The 18,589-nt window shown below is 70.9% G+C and carries 11 protein-coding genes and 3 pseudogenes; 4 read left to right on the top strand and 10 right to left on the bottom strand.

Going from position 1 to position 18,589, the window contains the following annotated elements; all coding sequences use genetic code 11:
- Positions 1-142: 142 nt before the first annotated feature.
- From VE614_RS20250 to VE614_RS20215, 8 genes and pseudogenes are all read right to left on the bottom strand, one after another.
- The gene (locus VE614_RS20250; protein ID WP_324938759.1) at positions 143-2,332 is read right to left on the bottom strand and encodes a carbohydrate-binding protein; all 2,190 of its coding nucleotides are present in this window, start codon (positions 2,330-2,332) and stop codon (positions 143-145) included.
- A gap of 42 nt (positions 2,333-2,374) precedes the next feature.
- Positions 2,375-4,762: a non-reducing end alpha-L-arabinofuranosidase family hydrolase gene (locus VE614_RS20245; protein WP_324938756.1), complete on the bottom strand. Its 2,388-nt coding sequence runs from the start codon at positions 4,760-4,762 to the stop codon at positions 2,375-2,377.
- A 181-nt stretch (positions 4,763-4,943) separates the two neighbouring features.
- Positions 4,944-6,422, bottom strand: coding sequence for a sigma-70 family RNA polymerase sigma factor (locus VE614_RS20240; protein WP_324938753.1), 1,479 nt, complete (start codon positions 6,420-6,422; stop codon positions 4,944-4,946).
- Positions 6,423-6,651: 229 nt separating this feature from the next.
- A pseudogene (locus VE614_RS20235) lies at positions 6,652-6,982 on the bottom strand (transposase); the annotation flags it as partial.
- Positions 6,983-7,035: 53 nt separating this feature from the next.
- Positions 7,036-7,338 carry a hypothetical protein gene (locus tag VE614_RS20230; RefSeq protein WP_324938750.1) on the bottom strand — a complete coding sequence of 101 codons (303 nt, stop codon included), beginning with the start codon at positions 7,336-7,338 and terminating at the stop codon, positions 7,036-7,038.
- Positions 7,339-7,375: 37 nt separating this feature from the next.
- Positions 7,376-10,150: an HAD-IC family P-type ATPase gene (locus tag VE614_RS20225; RefSeq protein WP_324938746.1), complete on the bottom strand. Its 2,775-nt coding sequence runs from the start codon at positions 10,148-10,150 to the stop codon at positions 7,376-7,378.
- Positions 10,147-11,028, bottom strand: coding sequence for a universal stress protein (locus VE614_RS20220; protein WP_324938742.1), 882 nt, complete (start codon positions 11,026-11,028; stop codon positions 10,147-10,149). The genes VE614_RS20225 and VE614_RS20220 overlap by 4 nt, the downstream gene beginning before the upstream one ends.
- Positions 11,029-11,438: 410 nt before the next feature.
- Entirely contained in the window at positions 11,439-12,356 is a 918-nt protein-coding gene (locus VE614_RS20215; protein ID WP_324938739.1) for a universal stress protein, read from the bottom strand.
- Positions 12,357-12,609: 253 nt separating this feature from the next.
- On the opposite strand from VE614_RS20215, the gene VE614_RS20210 reads away from it, so the two are divergent.
- Together VE614_RS20210 and VE614_RS20205 are read left to right on the top strand one after the other, a co-directional pair.
- Positions 12,610-13,188, top strand: coding sequence for a cation:proton antiporter regulatory subunit (locus VE614_RS20210; RefSeq protein WP_324938736.1), 579 nt, complete (start codon positions 12,610-12,612; stop codon positions 13,186-13,188).
- A 4-nt stretch (positions 13,189-13,192) separates the two neighbouring features.
- The gene (locus VE614_RS20205; RefSeq protein WP_324938734.1) at positions 13,193-14,437 is read left to right on the top strand and encodes a cation:proton antiporter; all 1,245 of its coding nucleotides are present in this window, start codon (positions 13,193-13,195) and stop codon (positions 14,435-14,437) included.
- 222 nt (positions 14,438-14,659) lie between these two features.
- Here the strand turns inward: VE614_RS20205 and VE614_RS20200 are convergent.
- Together VE614_RS20200 and VE614_RS20195 are read right to left on the bottom strand one after the other, a co-directional pair.
- A pseudogene (locus VE614_RS20200) lies at positions 14,660-15,187 on the bottom strand (universal stress protein); the annotation flags it as partial.
- Positions 15,188-15,562: 375 nt separating this feature from the next.
- Positions 15,563-16,438 carry a universal stress protein gene (locus VE614_RS20195; protein WP_324938731.1) on the bottom strand — a complete coding sequence of 292 codons (876 nt, stop codon included), beginning with the start codon at positions 16,436-16,438 and terminating at the stop codon, positions 15,563-15,565.
- Between the two features lie 499 nt (positions 16,439-16,937).
- On the opposite strand from VE614_RS20195, the gene VE614_RS20190 reads away from it, so the two are divergent.
- Both VE614_RS20190 and VE614_RS20185 read left to right on the top strand, forming a co-directional pair.
- On the top strand, positions 16,938-18,134 hold the full coding sequence (locus VE614_RS20190; RefSeq protein WP_324938729.1) for a globin domain-containing protein: 1,197 nt from the start codon (positions 16,938-16,940) through the stop codon (positions 18,132-18,134).
- Positions 18,135-18,314: 180 nt separating this feature from the next.
- Positions 18,315-18,589, top strand: a pseudogene (locus VE614_RS20185) (nitroreductase); the annotation flags it as partial.

Genomic DNA, 18,589 nt, shown 5'->3' with positions numbered 1-18,589 from the left:
GGGCGTCACATGAGCGTCATGGCTCGGAGGCCATCCCCCGCCCTCGCAACACAGCGGGTCGGTTGCGCCGCGGGCCGCCTTCCTGACCGTCATGTCGCCTCGGCCAGGAAGGCGGCCCGCTGTCACGGGTGAGGCACGGGGATCAGGACGGGTCGCCGTACTGGAGGCCGCGGCCGTTGGTGCCGATGTAGACACGGCCGTAGGTGTCGGGGTCGCCGGTGATGACGCCCTGGCCGCCGATGGCGCCCCACTGGTGGGCTTTGTCGTTGACGCGGGTCCAGGTGACGCCCTTGTCGGTGGAGCGGAAGACGCCGGTGACGCCCTTGACCGTGCCGATCAGGTACAGCGTCTGGTACGAGGCGCGCGGCGCCGCCTTGCCGAAGCCGACCGCCGAGGCAGACGTCACCGAGGTGAGCCGGGTGAACGTGCGGCCGCCGTCCGTGGAGTGGAGCAGGCCCTTGCCGCCGCCCGCGATCCACAGGTCGCCGGCCCGGCCCGGGACGGCCTTGAGGCGGCCGTCGGCGGGCAGGCCGGTCGCGCGGGCGGTGAAGGTCGCGCCGTTGTCGGTGCTGGCGCGGAGCGTGCCGCCGGTCAGGGAGTAGAAGGCGCGGGCGGAGGAGCGGTCGGCGACGACCTCGGCCCCCGTGCCGAGCCCGCGCACCTTCGACCAGGTCGCTCCCTTGTCCGTCGAGCGGTACGGGGCCAGCCCGGCCTGGGTCCACACCAGGGTGGAGCCGTCCGCCGCGAGGGCGATACGGCCGCTGTGGGCGTCGGCCACCGGTTCGGCGGCGAAGCCCCGCCAGGTGGCGCCGCCATCGGTGGAGTAGGCGCCGTCCTGCTTGCCGCCCGTACCGACCCGCGCCATCACCGACGGCTTCGACGCCGCGTAGTCGAGGTCGGTGCTGTTGCTCATCAGCGGATTCTTCATCCGCCCGGACGGCACCCGCGTCAGGTCGGTGTGGCGGAATCCGCCCTGGTCGCCCATGGCGGTCAGGACGGTCGCCCCGCCGGGCGGGGCGATGGCGTCGAGGACCGCCGTCTCCTCAAGTCCCTCGGCCCCTACGGTCCAGTGGCTCGTCGGGGCGTCGGCGTCCTCGCTCCGCCAGATCCCGTTGCCGGTGCCGTACAGCACGTGCCCGGAGTCGAACGGGTCGATCGCGAGGGCCGTCATCCAGTGACCTGTGCGGGTGCCGACGTAGGGCGCACCGGAGGCGTCCCGTACGGACCTGCCGGCGAGGGCCTTCCAGGTCGATCCGCCGTCCGTGGTGCGGTAGATCTCGTCCTCGGGGTACCAGCGGTCCAGCGTCGTGACCATCACCGTGGACGGCTTGCGCGGATCGACCGCGAGCCCCGAGAAGCCGTACGAGCCCCGCGAGGGGGACACGTCCTTCCAGCTCCCGCTGCCTGGCGTGTACTTCCACACCGAGCCGCCGGTGACGCCGTTGGGCCCGAGGTTGTCGGTGTACGTCAGATAGAGCGTGCCGTCGCCCGTGACGACACCGTGCTGCGGCAGCCGGCCGGTCGGCTGCCCGGCGACCGCTTGCCACGTGGCACCGCCGTCGGTCGACCGGTACAGGGACGTGGATCTGTCGGCGACACCGACGTACACGGTGTCGCTGCCCTTCGGCCCGTACGTCACGAACGAGATGCCGGCGCCGCTGCCCGCCCCGTCCTTGACCGGGAAGGACTCGACCTGACGCCAGGACGCACCGTGGTCGGTGGACCGCCACAGCCCGTTCTTGCGGGAGCCGAGGAGCAGGTTCGAGTTGTCCGACGGGTCGACGACGAGGCGTTCGCCGGCGCCGCGGCCGTCCTCGTTGCCGCCGAGCTTGAAAGGCAGCTCGGTCCGCTCGAAGGTGCGGCCGCGGTCGGTGGAGCGGAGGATCGCGCCGTTGCCCGCCCAGTCGTTGGTGTACGTACCCGCGCCGAGGTAGAGCCGGTCGGGGTCGACGGGGTCGGTGGCGAGGGAGTCGATACCGAGCAGGTTCCAGTCCTTCTCGCCGAGCCAGTCGGTCAGCGGGATCCACTTCTCGGCGCGGGCGTTCCAACGGTACGCGCCGCCCATGTCGGTGCGGGCGTACAGCAGGCCCTGCTCACGCTGGTTGAAGACGAGGCCGGAGACGTAGCCGCCGCCGACGACCTGCGCGTTCTTCCACTTGTACGGTGCTGCCGCGGGTGCCCCGGCCTTCGCGGCCTGGGAGTCGTCCTGCGTGAGGAGCAGATACGGCACGACCGCGGCGGGCACCGCGAGCAGCAGGGCGATGGCGCCCCGGCGGCGACGGTGCAGACCGCGCCGCCGGGAGCCCGCGCGGGTGGGGGAAGAGGTGTTCATGGGGGGGTTGTGCTCCTTGCGAATGGCTGTCTGTGGAACGGCTCAGCGCTGCAGGGTCAGAACACCCGGCCGGTACGGCAGCGCGTCGTAGGGGGCGTCCGAGTTCGGGGACTTGCCCTGGTAGAGCAACTGGAGGTGGCACGGGTCGATGGTCATGGTCTGGTCCGGGTTGGAGCGGATCAGGTCACCGTGGCTGATGTCGTTGGTCCAGGTCGCGCCGCTGTTGGCCTTTCCCGCGAAGGGGTTGGACTCGGTGGCGGCCTGCGGGGTCCACGTGCCATTCAGGCTGGTCGCCGTGAAGGAGCGGAAGTAGCGGTTCTCGTTGGCGCCCCGCGCCTCGACGATCATCAGGTACTGGTTCTGGCCCTGGACCTTGTAGACCTGCGGTGCCTCGAAGAGGTTCTTGACGGTGTCGCTCATGACCGTCGTGTACGACGAGCCGAAGTTGCCGGGGAAGTTCCCGATCGGCATGGACGCCCGGTAGATCTTGCCGTTGTCACCGGCGAAGAAGAGGTACATGTTCCTGTCGTCGCCGATCAGCGTCTGGTCGATCGGACCGGTCCGGGAGTCGGGCAGGCTGCCGGTGAACAGGGGCTGCGGCGCGGACCAGCCGTTGGGGTTCGTCGGGTCGGCCGAGGTGCGGTAGCTGAAGGGCGAGGCCGCCCCCCACTGGTACGTCAGGACCCAGATCTTCTTCGGCGCGAAGTAGAAGAGGGTGGGCGCGACCGCGTTCTGGCTCATCTTCGTCTGCGCGGCCGTCCCCATGCCGGACCAGTCGGTGAACGGGGCGAACGCCATCGAGCCGTACGAGACACCCGTCCACATCGACCCGTAGACAAGGTGCTTGCCGTTGTACGGGACGTGGGTGAAGTCCTTCAGCGAGGCCCAGCCGTTCGCGGGCTGCGCGAGGGCGCCGGACGAGCGCCACTTGTACATGGACGGCAGCGCGCACGTGCCACCGGCCGTCCCGGAGGGCGCGGTCCACTTCTGGTTGTCGACGCCGGCGCAGCTGTACAGCTGGATCCTGGTGCCGTTGGAGGTGCCCGCGCCGATCGCGTCGAGACACTTGCCGGACTGGACGCCGGAGATCGAACCGTTGGCGTTGATGTTCCACTGCTGGTTCGTGCCGCCGTTGCAGTCCCAGATGACCACCTCGGTGCCGTTCGCCGCGCCATTCGCCTTCGCGTCCAGGCACTTGTCGCCGAACACCTTCAGCTGCTTGGCGGCGGTGTACGTCCAGCTCTGGTTGGTCTGCCCGCTGCAGTCCCACAGCTGCACTTGAGTGCCGTTGGCCGTCGAGGAGTCGGGGACGTCGAGGCAGCGGCCGGAGGCCACGCCCTTGATCTGGCCGGTGCCGGCACCCGGATCGGCCGGGGTCGTGCCCGACTCGGCGCCGAACGCCTTCTTGACGGCGTCGTACGCGGGCTTCGGCTTGCCGGCCGCGTCGAAGAGCAGCGGCTTCTCGTCCGCGCGCCACGAGTCGCTGTCACGGACACCCCACACCGTGATGCCGGTGCAACGCTTCACGCCGAGGCAGGCGTTGACCGCACTCGCGTAGTGCGTAGCAGACGCCTGGGCGATGTCCAGCTCGGTGATCTGCACGTCGACGCCGAGGGCGGCGAAGTTGGCGAGGGTCATCTTGAAACCGGCCGGCGGACCGCCCGCCCCGAAGTGACTCTGGAAGCCGACGCAGTCGATGGGGACACCACGCGCCTTGAAGTCCTTGACCAGGCGGTACACGCCCTGGGTCTTGGCGGCCGACCAGTCCTCGATGTTGTAGTCGTTGTAGCAGAGCTTCGCGGCCGGGTCGGCTGCGCGGGCGGTACGGAACGCCTCCTCGATGAAACCGCTGCCGAGCACCTTCTTGAACACCGACTCGCGCAGCGCGCCGCTGCCGCCGTCCTGGAAGGCCTCGTTGACGACGTCCCAGGCGTAGATCTTGCCCTTGTAGCGGCCCATCGTGATCTTGATGTGGTTGTTCGTGACGCTGCGCAGCGTGCTCGGGTCGTTGATCGCTTTCACCCAGTCCGGCAGCTGCGAGTGCCACACCGTGGTGTGGCCGCGCAGCCGCTGACCACGCTGCAGGGCCCGGTCGACGATCTTGTCGGCGGCCGCGAACTGGAAGTTGCCGCGGGACGGCTCGACCGCGTCCCATTTCATCTCGTTCTCCGGGGTGATCATGTTGAACTCCCGGTCAGCGATCGACGTGTACGTCGAGTCGCTCAGTCGCCCTGCGGCTGTCGCAGTGCCGAAGTACCGGCCCGACGAGGATGCCTCGGACTCCAGGCTCGCGGCCCCGGCGGAGTTGGGGAGCAGCGTGAGGACACCGGCCACCAGCGCGGAGGCGGTGGTCAGCCCGATCGCCAGCGTTCTGCGGGGCCGACGGAGCCGGTGCAGGCCTTTCCGGGGTTTGTCGGTGTGTCTGGTCATGGGGAGTGGCCTTCTTCAGGGGACAGACAGACGGGGGACACCTGTGAAGCGGCGCCCCTGAAGAGGAGGCTGAGGAAGGTGGGGCGGCGTAACGAAAAATACGCGCGCCCGGACAGTGACGAATCTCGCGGCAGAAAAACGTCATGCGGGCCGAGGTGCCGAAGTCAGCGGGTCCCGGCTCTCACGTCAGCGGCGCGCGGACGACGAAAGAGGCCTGGCCGGTGAAGGTGCGCGTGCCGTCGGAGCCATCGAGGCGGATCGATCCGTCGCGGGGCCGCAGGGCGGAGCCCGGGTAGTTGTGCGCGTGCAGAGTCACCGATCCGTCGACCGTCCCGGGGCGCGGGCAGAAGGTGGCGTCCTCCCGGAACAGTCGGCTTCCGTCGTCGGCGCTCAGGCGCAGCCGCAGGTAGTGGTGGCGCAAGTACCGGCCGTCGGCCGCCCGGAACGTGACACACCGGCTGTCCGCGAGCCCCCTGCTGACGGTGAAGGTGGCCGCGGCGCTGCTGAGCGTCGCGAAGTCGCCGTCGTACGCGAGGAATCGGCCGGGCCGGTCCACGGATTCGAGGGACCGCGCGCCCAACGGAACCACGGCCGGACCCGGCGGCGACGGCGTGACCGACGGAGCCGGGGTGGTCGTACCGGCCGTCGGTCCGGCGACGGCGCCGGGCACCCGGTGCTCCGGTTCGGGCCAGGCGACATACGCGGCGGTCCCGGTGACGAGCACCGCGCCGGTGGCGAGCGTCGCGATCGGATGGGCGGTCACCGCGTGCAGCTTGCCCAGCAGAGCGCCGCCCCCTGCCGCCGTTCCCGTGGCGCTCGCGGCTGCTGCCGTTGTCACCGTCGTCCCCGACAGCAAGCCCTTCGCGATCAGCGCCCCGACGAGTGCCGCCGGCACGGCCAGCGGCGTGAGGCCGGCCAGGAGCAACTCGGCCGGAACCCGCTCGGCCGCCGTCGCCGTACATATCGCGCAGTCGCGCGTGTGCCGAGCGATCCGCTTGCGCCACACGGACGTTCGCGCACCGTCCCAGCCGGAGACGGTCGCGCTCAGGCCCGGACAGCGCGGTTCGGCTGCCAGCGCGGCGACGATCGTCCGGCTCAGTTCCAGCTGCTCGCGCATACGCTGCAGGCGGACCCCGGCGTGCGAGACGCTGACCCCTGTCGCGTCGGCGATGTCCTGGCGGCTGAGCAGCCCCGCGCACTCCTGCCACCACAGCGAAAGGAGCACTCGGTGCTCCGCGTCGAGCCAACGGGCGGCTTCGGCCGCCTGCCCGCGCTCGTCGGACATGCGCAGCCGCAGGATCGTCGTGTCCTCCAGAGGTGCGGCGGCGTCCGGCACCAGGAGCGCCTCGTCGATGAGCGTGGTCCGGTCGGCGAGCGTGCGCTGCCGCTGCCAGTACGTGTTGATCTGCCGGAGCGTGATCGACACCAGCCACGACCGAAAGCTCTCCGGGGCCCGCAGCGCGGGCAGGTCGCGTACCGCGCGCAGCAGCGTCTCCTGGACGACGTCGTCCACGTCGGCATGGCCGCTCAGCGCCCGTCCGATGACGTTGTACAACAACGGCAGATATGCGGAAACGAGCTCCTCGCGCGCCCGCTGGTCACCGCGCTGCGCCGCGACGACCAGCCTCACGTGGTCCGCGTCCATGAGCCCCAGTCCCATCTCTTCAGGGGAGTGATTCGCCGAGTACGGCGCCACACCCTAGCCGTGTGGACCACGACGTCATCCTCCAGGGGCGACGATCACGCGACGCGCGGGTCAATTGCCCTTCTCAGCCGTGCTTTGGAATCGCCACACACTCAGCATGCGATGTCATCGGAAAGTGCCACACGGGCGACGGTCGGCCATCTCAACCGGGACCCGGTCTCCGGCAAGGCTTTCGGCGGCGTGGGAGCCAGGCGAAGGTGCGCTCGACGACCCAGCGGTAGCGGGCGAGGGCGCTCCCGTGGGGTATGCAGCGGCGGGCGATGACCGGCAGGATCCGGCGCGCTGTGACCTGGGCGCAACAGGTGTCGTGTCCTGGCCGCGGTCGGCGAAGGCGGACTGCAGCTTGCGCCGGGGCCTGCCGCGTCGTCCTCCGACCGGCGGGCCGGCTTCCAACAGCGGCAGCAGCTGGGTGTGACGTCGTTACGGTTGCCGTCGGCGAGGATGACGGCGAGCGGAGTGCCGTGCTCGTCGGTGATCAGCTGATGCTCCGAGCCAGCCCACCCCCTGAGCTGCGGTCGACACCTCGTGGAAGCGGCGCGGTGCCACGACGTCGTCGGGTTCTGTGGGATCACCTCGTGCTGGCGGCCGGGATCCGCGCCTTGTTGCCGCACTTGCGTCCCTGACCCCAGTGGCGGTATGCGTCCAGCCGTTTGCTCAGCCCCTGACGGCCGGCGGCCTTGCAGACGTACACCATTGTGGCGCCGGGCACCCAGGTGCTGTTCAGGGGGCGGTCGCGCGGAGGGGCGCGGCCCCTGCGGTGGCCGGCGGGGCTGCGCGCGAGGAAGGCCGGGTGTGAAGCGGCATGGTGCAGCACGGCGTAGACGCCCTGGTCGGCCGGGACGGCGTTGTGCGGGAGGTCGGCGAACGGCACGTAGCCGCCGCACTCGGCCGGCGTCGCCCGTCCCCTGTCACTTCTTCAGCCTCACGAGTCGGCGAAATGATGGTGTCTTCGAGGGGCAGTTCTCGTCATCCCCATCGGCCGGGCGGCCCGACCGTGCTTGTGCGGCGCGCCAGGCGTGCTCGGTCAGCAGCACGGTGGAGGCGGTGGCGAGGCAGATCGCCCACTGGACCGGGCTGAGGGGGACGGTGTCGAAGACTCCTTGGGCGACGGGCAGCTGTACGGCGATGATCTGGAGGGTGAGTACGGCGGCCAGGCATATCCACAGGATGCGATTGTGCAGCTGGTGGCGCGCAAGGACGGAGCCCCCGTCGTTGCGCGAGGCCAGGGCGTTGCAGAGCTGGAAGAGGACGAACGTGGTGAAGGCCATGGTGGCGGCGGTCGCGGCGTCGGTGAGGTGGCGGGCTCCGGCGAAGACCCCCAGGGTGCCGGCGGCCATGACGGCGCCGGAGCGGGTGATGGCGGCCAGGCGGCGGGCGTCCAGGATCCGTTCCCGGGGTGGCCGGGGCGGACGTTGCATGACGTTGTCCCGCGGAGGGTCGATGGCCAGGGCCATGGCCGGCGGCCCGTCCATGATGATGTTGACCCACAGCAGCTGGATCGCGGACAGGGGTGCGGGAAGTCCGGCCAGCACAGTGGCGAGCAGGGTGAAGACGGCGCCGATGTTGGTGGACAGCTGGAAGCGGACGAAGGTGACGATGTTGTCGTAGATGGTCCGGCCTTCACGGACCGCGCGGACGATGGTGGAGAAGTCGTCGTCGGTGAGCACCATGTCTGCGGCCTCTTTGGCCACGTCCGTACCGGTGACGCCCATCGCGACGCCGATGTGGGCGGACCGAAGGGCTGCTGCGTCGTTGACACCGTCTCCGGTCATGGCCACGATGTGACCGCGCCGGGCCAGGGCTTCAACGATGGTCACCTTGTGTTCAGGGGCGACGCGGGCGAACACACCGACGTTCTCGATGCAGTCCGTGAGCGCTTGGTCACTCATCCGGGCCAGTTCAGTACCGGAGACGATGTCTCCCGTGATACCGAGTTCGCGAGCGATGGCGGCTGCGGTGTCGGCATGGTCCCCGGTGACCATCTTGACGGTCACACCGGCCGCCTGAGCCAGGGCGACCGCGTCACGGGCCTGGGGACGGGGCGGATCGGAAATCCCGGCGATGGCGGTGAAGGTCAGTCCTGTCACCTCTTTCGGGTGAGGCTGGTCGGTGGTGGCGGTGGCGGCACCGAGAACACGCAGACCCTGGCTGCCCAACCGCCGGGCGACGTCGGTGACCTCCCGGCGGCGCTCCGCGTCGAGGGGCACCGGCCCGTGCGCGGTCAGCACGTGGGTGCAGCGGTCCAGCAGGACGTCGACGGCTCCCTTGGCCTGGACGCTGACGCGATCCTCGGCGACAGCGTGGAAAGTGGCCATGTACTTGGCGGCCGGGTCGAAGGGCACCTCGCCCGTACGCGTCATGTGCGTGCGCGGGTCGGCGTCGAGCCCGACTTTGGCGGCGAGGACCATCAGGGCGGCTTCGGTGGGGTCCCCGATGATGCCGTCCGGGGTGAGGCGGGCGTCGTTGCACAGAGCGAACGGCAACAGAGCGTCGTGCAGGTCCATTCCGCCCTCCCCGTTGGCCGGGAGCACGGTGCCGGTGGTGTCGTAGCCTTCGCCGGTCACGTCGTAGCTGCTTCCGGCGGCCCACAGGACCCGGGTGGTCATCTCGTTCAGGGTCAGGGTGCCGGTCTTGTCGCTGCACACCACAGTTGCGGAGCCGAGCGCCTCGACGGAGGCCAGGCGCTTGACGATGGCACCGCGGTGGGCCATGCGGTGGACGCCCAGGGCCAGGGTGAGTGCGAGAACGGCGGGCAGCCCCTCGGGAATAGCGGCGACAGCCAGGGCCACCGCCCGAAGAGCGAGGTCGGCCAGTTCTTCGCCTCGTAGGAGGGCCACGAGTGCGTAGGCGGCCACGGCGATGCCGCTGACCACGGCCAGGCGTCGGCCCAGACTGTCCATCTGGACCTGGAGCGGGCTGGACGGTTCCGCGTCGGTGCGCAGCGCCTCCGCGATCGCGCCGACCTCGGTACGCATACCGGTGGCCGTGACGATCATCTCGGCGCGACCGCGGGTCAGCGCGGTGTTCATGAAGAGCATGCAGGTGCGCTCGGCGACGGGTACGTGCTTCTCGCCGTCGGCCGCGGTGGGCGCGGTCGTCTTGGCGACGGGATGGGACTCGCCGGTCAGCGCGGCCTCGGCGGCCTCGACCGACTCGGCGATGACCAGGCGCCCGTCGGCCGGAACGCGGTCTCCGCCTTCCAGGAGGACGATGTCGCCGGGCACCAGGGAGCCGGCCGGGATCACCCGGACCTGGCCGTCGCGGCGCACCCGGGCAGTGGGTACGAGCATCCGGCGCAGTGCTTCGAGGCTGCGCTCGGCACGGCTTTCCTGCAGGTATCCGATGGTGGCGTTGATGAGCAGAACGACGGTGATGACAAGGGCATCCTTGACCTCGCCGATGACTCCGGCGATGACGGCGGCGACAAGCAGGATGCCGATCAGCCAGCTGCGGAACTGGTCCAGCAGGCGCAACCACTGCGGCCGGCGGACCGGTTCGGCCAGTTCGTTGGCTCCCCAGGCGGCGGCCCGCCGTTCGGCGTCCGCCGTGGTCAAGCCAAGGGCCGGGACCACTGCGAGCGAGCCCGCCAAGTCGGCGGCGTTGCGTAGGTGGGCGTCCGCCTGCGGGGACGCCGGTACCGGCAGCGCACTGCTCTCGGCCGTTGTCCGCTGAACCACGGTCATCCCCGGCCCCGGACCACGGTGACGGGGCAGTGGGCATGGTGCAGCAGGGCCTGGCTGACCGAGCCGAGCAGCAGGCCGGTGAAACCACCGCGTCCCCGGGCACCGGCCACTACCAGCTGGGCGTCGCGGCTGGCGTCGATCAGGGCCGGGCGGATCCGGGAACGCTCCAGGCGCCGCTCCACCGTGACCTGAGGAAAGACCTTCTGCCAGGCGGCGACCGTCTCGTCCAGCAGGTGCTGCTCGGCCTCACGAAGCCGTTCGATGTCCACCACCATGGCGTCGAGAGGGTCGCCGGGGCCTTCGTAGGCACGCTCGCTCCAGGTGTTCCAGACGTGCAGGGCCACCAGCGGCGCCCCGCGCAGGGCCGCCTCGGCGAACGCGAACTCCACCGCCGCCCCACCGGCGTCTGAGCCATCCACGGCCAGCAGCACCGCTCCGGCCGGAGCGGGACGGCCTCGCACCACCATCAGCGGGCAGCGGCCGTGAGCGGCCAGATGCACCGCCGTCGAGCCCAGCAGCAGCCCCGAGAACCCGCTGAGTCCCCGGTTGCCGACGACGGCCAGAGACGCCGACCGCGATTCGATCTCCATCACCTCCAGCACCTCCCCCGCCACCACCGACCGCATCACGGCCACGCCCGGTGCCGCCGCATGTGCCCGTTCCTCGGCATCGGCCAGCACTCCCTGAACCATCGGCTCCAGACCATGGTCGGCCGGGCTCCACGGAGGCCTGCCGGTCGGCCGGTGTCCGGGCGCATGGCCGAATGCGTGCACGATCCGCAGCGGGGTGCCACGTAGGCGCGCCTCACGAGCCGCGACGTCGACCGCCTCAAGACTGGAGGCGGAACCGTCCACCCCTACGATCACCGGATCAGACACTGCATTCTCCCGTCCTGGAGCGCCGCCTACGCGCGGTTTCTTGACTTCCATCCTCGGCACAGCCGCTCCGTCGTGCCTAGGGACCAACAGGCCGCCCCCAGGACCACTCGGCCCTGCCGGACGGCCCCGGGGGCGTCGGACCGAGCAGGGCTACGCCCCCGACTTGCGTACGTGGATGCCCCGCGGCGCCTGTCGATGGCTGGGTACGGCGGTCCTCGCCCGCCGTTGGTCCTGCACTCCGCGTCGCCCTCGGTGCCGTGGAGCGGCCGACTACTCGGTCGAACCGCGCGAACGGGTGCGTCACGTTCGTCGGCACCATGCGCGCTTCGGCGAGCGGCGTCATCGCCGGTCTGCTCGGCGGTCCCCGTCAGCACCGCAGAACACGGTGGCGAGCCCCGCGCTGGGACGTGTCAGTGCCGCGCGTCCGCTGCCCGCACCACCGCGACCGGGCAGTGGGCGTGGTGCAGCACAGCCTGGCTGACCGAGCCGAGCAGCAGCCCGGCGAAACCGCCGCGCCCCCGAGCGCCGACCACTACCAGCTGGGCGGAGCGGCTCGCGTCGATCAACGCCTCCCGAGTTCGGCCGTGCACCACCCTGTGCTCCACCACCACACCCGGGTACCGCTCGCGGTAACCCGCGAGCGCCTCGGACAGCAGAGTCTCCTCCGCCTCGGCGAGAGCACCCGGCGGGTTGGCGTACGGAGCCGACGCGTCCTGCGGAGCGGGCATCGGCGCGTTCCACGTCGTCCAGGCGTGGAGCGCCACCAGGGGTGCCTTCCGCCGCTCTGCCGTGGCGAAGGCGAAGTCCACCGCCGGTTCGCCCGCGGCCGAACCGTCGACGCCCAGCACGACCGGACCGCCCACGCATGGCTGCTCGCGGACCACCAGCACGGGACACCGCCCGTGCGCCACCAGGTGCACCGCCGTCGACCCGACCCGCAGCCCGACGAACCCGCCCGTCCCCCGGGACCCCAACACGACCAGCTCGGCGGCGCGGGACTCTGCCTCCAGGACAGTCAGGGGCTCACCGGTGACCACGGCATGGCTGACCTCGACATCCGGCGCAGCCGCCCGCGCACGCCCGACCGCCTCGGCCACCAGATCTCCGGCCATCTTCCGCAGCCCGTCCTCCGACGGGTCCAGCGGCGGCGGACCCAACGGCGACGTGCCCCCCGGTGAAGGGCGCGGAAGCGCATAGGTCACCGGCCAGACGAACGCGTGCACCACCCGTAGCCCCGCCCCACGCGCCCGCGCCTCCCGGGCCGCCGCCTCCACCGCGGCGAAACTCGACTGCGACCCGTCCACACCCACGACCACCAGACCACTCATAACGCCTCCTACATCGGACTCTGGCTCTCGTCTCCCAGCTCACCCCGGACGCACCCCCCTTGTCGTGGGGCGTGTGGGCCACTTTCAGGGCCAACCGTCCCGACGCGGTCGCCGGGACGGCCGCTGACGCACCCAGGCCGGAGCCAGTCGTCACCTGAGGGCCCGTCCGGCCTTCCGTGCGGGGCCGCTCGGCCCTGCCGGCCCGTGCGCGAGGACAGGAAGAGTGACCAGTGGGCCTCCCCGGCCAGGACCGGTGCTTGAGCTGCCGCCCGCGGATGCCGAATACCCAGTGCACAGCGGTCGGGTGCCGAGCCGTACGACAACGACCACAGGACGGATGGGATGGGTACGGGTGGACGTCAACGAGGTGCTACTGCCCGGCGTGGGGCTGCTCTACGAGTTCGTCAATCTGGAAGGCGACAGGATCGGGGTGGTCGCACGGCGCTCGGGTGACTTCGAAGTGGCGGTCTACGGAGAAGCGGACCCGGACCAGGCGCGGGCCGTGTTCCGGCTCACCGGCGAGGAGGCCGACGTCCTCGCCGAGATCCTCGGCGCACCGCGCATCGCAGAGCGGTTCGCGGATCTGACCAAAGAGGTGCCCGGTCTCAGCGCTGGACAGGTCGAGGTGCCCGCCGGCACCCCGTTCGTCGGCCGCCCGCTGGGGGAATCCAGGGCACGGACACGGACGGGCGCGTCGATCGTGGCGATCGTCCGTGGTGAGGATGTCATTCCCTCCCCGGGGCCGGAGAAGGTCCTGAGCGCCGGAGACGTTCTGGTGGTGATCGGGACCCGGGAGGGGATCGCCGCGGTGGAACAGCTCGTCCGGGGCTGAGCGGATGCGCATTTCGGTCGCCCTGCTGCTGGAGCTGGGCATCATCTTGGTCTTCCTGAGTCTGCTTGGCGCGCTGGCGCGACGTTTCGCGCTGTCCCCGGTCCCTTTGTATCTCTTGGCGGGCGTGGCGCTGGGCGAGGGAGGAATCGCCCCGGTCCCGGCGGCCGGTTCGTTCGTGGAGACCGGTGCGGGCATCGGGGTCGTGCTGTTGCTGCTGGTGCTCGGTCTTGAGTTCACAGTGCCGGAGTTCACGGTCAGTCTGCGCCGCCACCTGCCCTCGGCGTGGGTCGATCTCGTGCTGAACGCGACCCCCGGTGCAGTGGCGGGATGGCTGTTCGGGCTGGACGCGGGAGGGATCCTCGCGCTCGCCGGGGTGACCTACATCTCCTCCTCGGGCATCATCGCCCGGCTTCTGGGCGACCTGCGGAGGATGAGCAACCGGGAGACCCCGGCGGTGCTGTCCGTTCTGGTGCTGGAGGATTTCGCGATGGCCGCGTACCTTCCGCTGCTGGCCGTCGTGGCCGCCGGCGGGACATGGCAGCAGGCTCTGCTGGGAGTGCTGCTGGCCTTGGGTGCGGTAGCGGCCGCGCTCACGATGTCCTACTGGTGGGGGCATCGCCTGGGGCGACTGCTGTCGCACCCGGACGCGGAGCAGCTGTTGCTGCGCGTCCTGGGCGTGACACTGGTCGTCGCGGCCCTCGCGGAGGCCGTCCACGTCTCGGCGGCAGTCGGCGCCTTCCTGGTCGGGCTCTCGCTCACGGGCGAGGCGGCCGACCGGGCACGGAAGGTACTGAGCCCGCTGCGAGACCTGTTCGCCGCGGTGTTCTTCCTCGCTATCGGCCTGTCCATCCCACCGGACTCGTTGCTGCCGGTACTTCCGGTCGCCCTGCTCCTGGCCGTGGTCACCGCCGTGACGAAGGTGGCGTCCGGTTGGTACGCGGCACGCCGTGAAGGCGCGGGACGCCGGGGACGGCTGCGTGCGGGAACCGCGCTCATTGCCAGGGGCGAGTTCTCCATCGTCATCATCGGCCTCATGGGCACCGGCCATGACCGGCTCGGCGCCCTCGTGGCCGCCTACGTCCTCCTGCTCGCCGTCACCGGCCCCGTCATCACTCGCTTCACCGGACCGCGTCCCTCCGATGCAAAACGCTCACCACGCCACAGCACGCCCGTGCCCTCATCCGGAGGACGGCGCCGTGGTGGTAACACGGCGGTGGGGCCCAGCTGCTTCGAAGGACCAGTGGTATGAGGCTGCGGCGGCGCCAAGGACCACAGGGACCGGGTGGCCAAGGCCGAGGCCCGGCCACGGCAGAACGGGCCGCCAGCGAAGCGGAACTCCGCAGCACTGGTGTCGAAGATCGGCACCTGGATGGTGCCGTACGCGCCGGCGGGGCGGCGTCGACGGCGCTGACACCCTCCGGCACCAGCTGGGCGCAGTCGTCCCGGCCGGGATCCCTCGTCGCGGCGCGCCTCAGCCGTGGGCGATGACGGCGACGGGTGCGGTGGAGTGGTGGAGCAGCGCGTGGGTGACGGCGCCGATGTGCGTGCCGAAGGGGTTGCGGCGTACGCGCCGGCCCACGACGACGAGGGAGGCGTCGCGGGAGGCGTCGATCAGGAGGGCGGCGGCGCTGCCCGGGCGGGACGCCTCGACGACCTCGACGTCCGGGTACTTCTGCCGCCAGGGGCGCAGGGTCTCGGCGAGTGCGTCGGCCCTCTGGCGGGAGAACTCCTCGTGGTGCTCGAAGCCCGACCCGACGGTGTAGACGGCGTAGGGCCACGTAACCCAGGCCCGGACCGCGTACAAGGCGGTCTTGCGGCGCTGCGCCTCCTCGAAAGCGAAGGCGATGACGGCGTCGCCGGGGTTGTCGAGGCCGAGGACGACGGGCCGGAACGCGGTGGCGGCGGACGGAACGCCGGCAGGGTCCGTGACGTGCTCGTCGGCGGCCTGTTGCCCGGCACGTACCAGGACCACGGGCGCCTCCGCCCGGGCGATCACGCTGGTCAGCGCAGCCATCCGTTGCCGCGACGACCGAACGCGGGTCCGACAGGTGCAGGGCCGACGACCATTCGGCCGCCGACGGCAACGCCATCACCACGGTGCCCGCAGTGTGAGGCCGGTTCCGCGCATGCTCGACGTGAACGACCGATCCGCCCAGGATGCGCCGACCGCGCGGGGGGGGCGGACTCGACTCGGGCCGACCGCGACGTGACGGCGAAGGTGAGGGGGTAAGCCCCCGCCGGCCCACACCGGGAACGCGCCCAGGTGAGTACGCACGAAACAACGAGGGCTCAGGGCTGTCCCCGCGCGGTGCCTTCTCGGGTGCCCGGCGACGACGAGCGGTCGCCGCATGACGAGGGGGCGCGGGCGGCGGCTCTACCTGGGGGGACAATCATGAGGCACGACAGCCACGGGAGCTGTGGCGTGATGCAGAACGGCGTGGGTGACCGGACCGAGGCGCCGCAGGCCCGCCTCGTGGCTGCGCCGCCCGACGACCACGAGGCCGGCACGGGCGCTGTTGGACAGCAGGACCTCGGATGCCGAGCCGATCTCGAAGTGCTCGATGACCTCCAACTGCGGGTACTTGTCGCGCCACGGCTTGAGGGTGTCGGCCAGAACCTTCAGGTTGATCTGCTCCAGACCGTTCGCCTCGTCGACCAGATACAGCGAACCCGGACTCCAGGCGAGGGCCGTCGGGACGCTCCAGGCGTATACGGCACGCAGGGTCGCTCCGCGTTCGGCCGCGGCCGAGAAGGCGAACTCCAGGACCGGATCACCGATCTCTCCAGGTTCCACGCCCACCACCACTTCCGGGGCCTGATAGGGCAAGCTGGAATTCGGCCTCCCCACCATGACGACCGGCCCGGCTGCCTGGCGTAGCACCTTCATCGATACGGAACCGATCAGGTATCCGGTCAGGGTGCCGTATCCGCGTGACCCCAGCACCAGCATGTCGGCGCGTGCGGCTTCGGCGAGGAGGGTGGGCACCGGGTCGTCGACGAGAAGCTCGGTGGTGACGTCCAGGGCCGGATGCTGCCTGGCCACGCGGGACCGGGCGTCGTCGAGCATGTTGCGCACCCAACGCTCCTCGGCCGCCCGGTCTCCGACGTACACCACGTCGGTGGGGCGCCAGACCCAGGCGTGGACCAGTCGCAGGGCCGATCCCCGGCGCTCCGCCTCCTCCGCCGCCCAGTCCGCCGCCGCCGAGGCGTGGTCGGTCCCGTCCAGTCCTACGGTGATGGTGCCAGACATGTTGCCTCCCGATGCTGCCGCTGAGAGCGAAGGCCCCAGCGGACGTGACGACGTGAGCTTCACACGGGGCCGCCATCCGGCACTGGGGCCGATCGTCCCTGGTGCGGGCCTGAGCGGCCCCGGTTGTGCTGCCCGATCGGGCTTCATACCGGTCTCAGGTTGCGGCGGACGGCGCGATCGCCGGAAGGGCCACACTGTTCCGTGACCTCGACATCCGGGACGTTTCGTAGCGTCGAGTGGGGCATACCGCCACACTCGTCGCCCAGGGCTGTTGGGCCCTGATCAGCACACCGGGACCAAGGCACCTTCGTCGTGCCCTCCGTATGGGCCGCTGGTCCCGGCTCGCGCGACCCCGACCGGACCGGGAGGCCCTGACCATCGGGACCATGGTCCCGCGTCCTGCGTGCGAGAGGGGCGGGGCAGTCGGGAACTGTTAAACCAGAGGGTGCCTGCCGCTGCGCAGCGGCAACTCTTCTCCGCTTCCTCTCTCAGGAGTGTCATGCTGTCTGCCGAGTCGGCCTCGCTGATCCGGGCCACCCTGCCTGCCGTGGGCGGGGCACTGGATGAGATAACCACCCGCTTCTACGCCACGATGTTCGCCGAGCACCCCGAACTGCTGGACGGCATGTTCAACCGCGGAAACCAGGCCAGCGGCGCACAGCGCCGGGCACTGGCCGGGTCGATCGCCGCCTTCGCCGGAGCGCTGCTGGCCGACCCCGGCACCCGCCCGGACACCTTGCTCGCCCGCATCGCCCACAAGCACGTGGCCGTCGGCGTCACCGAAGACCAGTACACGATCGTGCACAAATACCTGTTCGCCGCCATCGCCGACGTCATGGGCGAAGCGATCACCCCGGACGTCGCGGCTGCCTGGGACGAGGTCTACTGGCTGATGGCCCGGGCCCTCATCGCCCAGGAAGCACGCCTCTACCTCGAAGCACAGGTACAGCCCGGTCACCCCTGGCGGCAGTGGACCGTCATCGAACGCCGCCAGGAGACCCCCGACACCATCTCCTTCCTGCTGCGCCCCGCCGACGGTGCCTGTGCCCCTCGCGCCCGGGCCGGGCAGTATGTCAGCGTGCGCGTGCAGATGCCCGACGGAGTGCACCAACTGCGTCAGTACAGCCTCTCCTCGGCCCCCGGGGACCAGATGCGCCGCATCACCGTCAAGCGCGTGACCGGCGAAGGAGCCCCCGACGGCGAAGTGTCGGGCCTGCTGCACCGCACCCTCAAGGCCGGCGACGAACTCACCCTTTCCGCCCCCTTCGGCGATGTCGTGCTGGACGATACGGACACGCCGCTGGTACTGGTCTCCGCCGGCATCGGCTGCACGCCGATGGTCTCCATGCTCGAGCACCTCGCGGCCACCACACCAACCCGCCCCGTCACGGTCCTGCACGCCGACCGCTCACCCGCCGACCACGCGCTGCGCGCCGACACCCGCCGACTGGTCGGCACGCTGCCCGATGCGCGCGCCACGTTCTGGTACGAGCGCGGCGCGGTGGAAGAGCCCGGCTCCCGAACGGGGTTGATCAACCTCGGTACGCTGGAACTGCCCGCCGACGCGAGCGTGTACCTGTGCGGCCCGCTCCCCTTCATGCGCGAGGTCAGGGCGCAACTGCTGCGCGGCGGAATCCCCGCCCGCAACATCCGTTACGAGGTCTTCGGCCCCGATCTGTGGCTGGCCGACGCCTGACAACTCCTGGCCGCCTGCCGGGCCGCCGTCGCCGTCATCCGGGAAACCACTCACGCCCGTGCCCACGGCCGATTCCTCGGCGATGGCGCCCGGGCCGCGGGATGGGAGCGGGATGTCCGGCTGCTGCCGGATCCGGCCGATCCCGGAACCCTGGCTGTGGTCACGTTCGCGCCTTCCGGCGTGGGCGACGACATCGCCGGTCTGCACCCGGCCCTCAGCAGGCGGCATACGATCAGGGAACCGTTCACCGACGACGTCGTTCCGGAGGCGGTACTCGACGGGCTGCGCGGCGCCGCACGGGCGGAGGGCGCACCCCTCGATGTGGCGGGCGAATGGCAGGTGGAGACGTTGCTCGACCTCGTGTGGGACGCGGAGCGCGCCGAGGAGCTCGCCCCTGGCGTACGCGAGGAGATCACCCGGTGGACGACCGGTTCGGATCCGGCGCGGCCGGAAGG

Source organism: Streptomyces sp., from assembly GCF_035645055.1.
GTDB lineage: Bacteria > Actinomycetota > Actinomycetes > Streptomycetales > Streptomycetaceae > Streptomyces.
Note: the sequence above shows the minus strand (reverse complement) of the source record. Positions and strands in the feature narration are given on the sequence as shown.

What these genes read in the sequence shown, in the direction of transcription:
- VE614_RS20250 (WP_324938759.1), bottom strand. Translation starts at nt 2,332, where the DNA reads ATGAACACCTCTTCCCCCACCCGCGCGGGCTCCCGGCGGCGCGGTCTG.
- VE614_RS20245 (WP_324938756.1), bottom strand. Translation starts at nt 4,762, where the DNA reads ATGACCAGACACACCGACAAACCCCGGAAAGGCCTGCACCGGCTCCGT.
- VE614_RS20240 (WP_324938753.1), bottom strand. Translation starts at nt 6,422, where the DNA reads ATGGGACTGGGGCTCATGGACGCGGACCACGTGAGGCTGGTCGTCGCG.
- VE614_RS20225 (WP_324938746.1), bottom strand. Translation starts at nt 10,150, where the DNA reads ATGACCGTGGTTCAGCGGACAACGGCCGAGAGCAGTGCGCTGCCGGTA.
- VE614_RS20215 (WP_324938739.1), bottom strand. Translation starts at nt 12,356, where the DNA reads ATGAGTGGTCTGGTGGTCGTGGGTGTGGACGGGTCGCAGTCGAGTTTC.
- VE614_RS20205 (WP_324938734.1), top strand. Translation starts at nt 13,193, where the DNA reads ATGCGCATTTCGGTCGCCCTGCTGCTGGAGCTGGGCATCATCTTGGTC.
- VE614_RS20195 (WP_324938731.1), bottom strand. Translation starts at nt 16,438, where the DNA reads ATGTCTGGCACCATCACCGTAGGACTGGACGGGACCGACCACGCCTCG.
- VE614_RS20190 (WP_324938729.1), top strand. Translation starts at nt 16,938, where the DNA reads ATGCTGTCTGCCGAGTCGGCCTCGCTGATCCGGGCCACCCTGCCTGCC.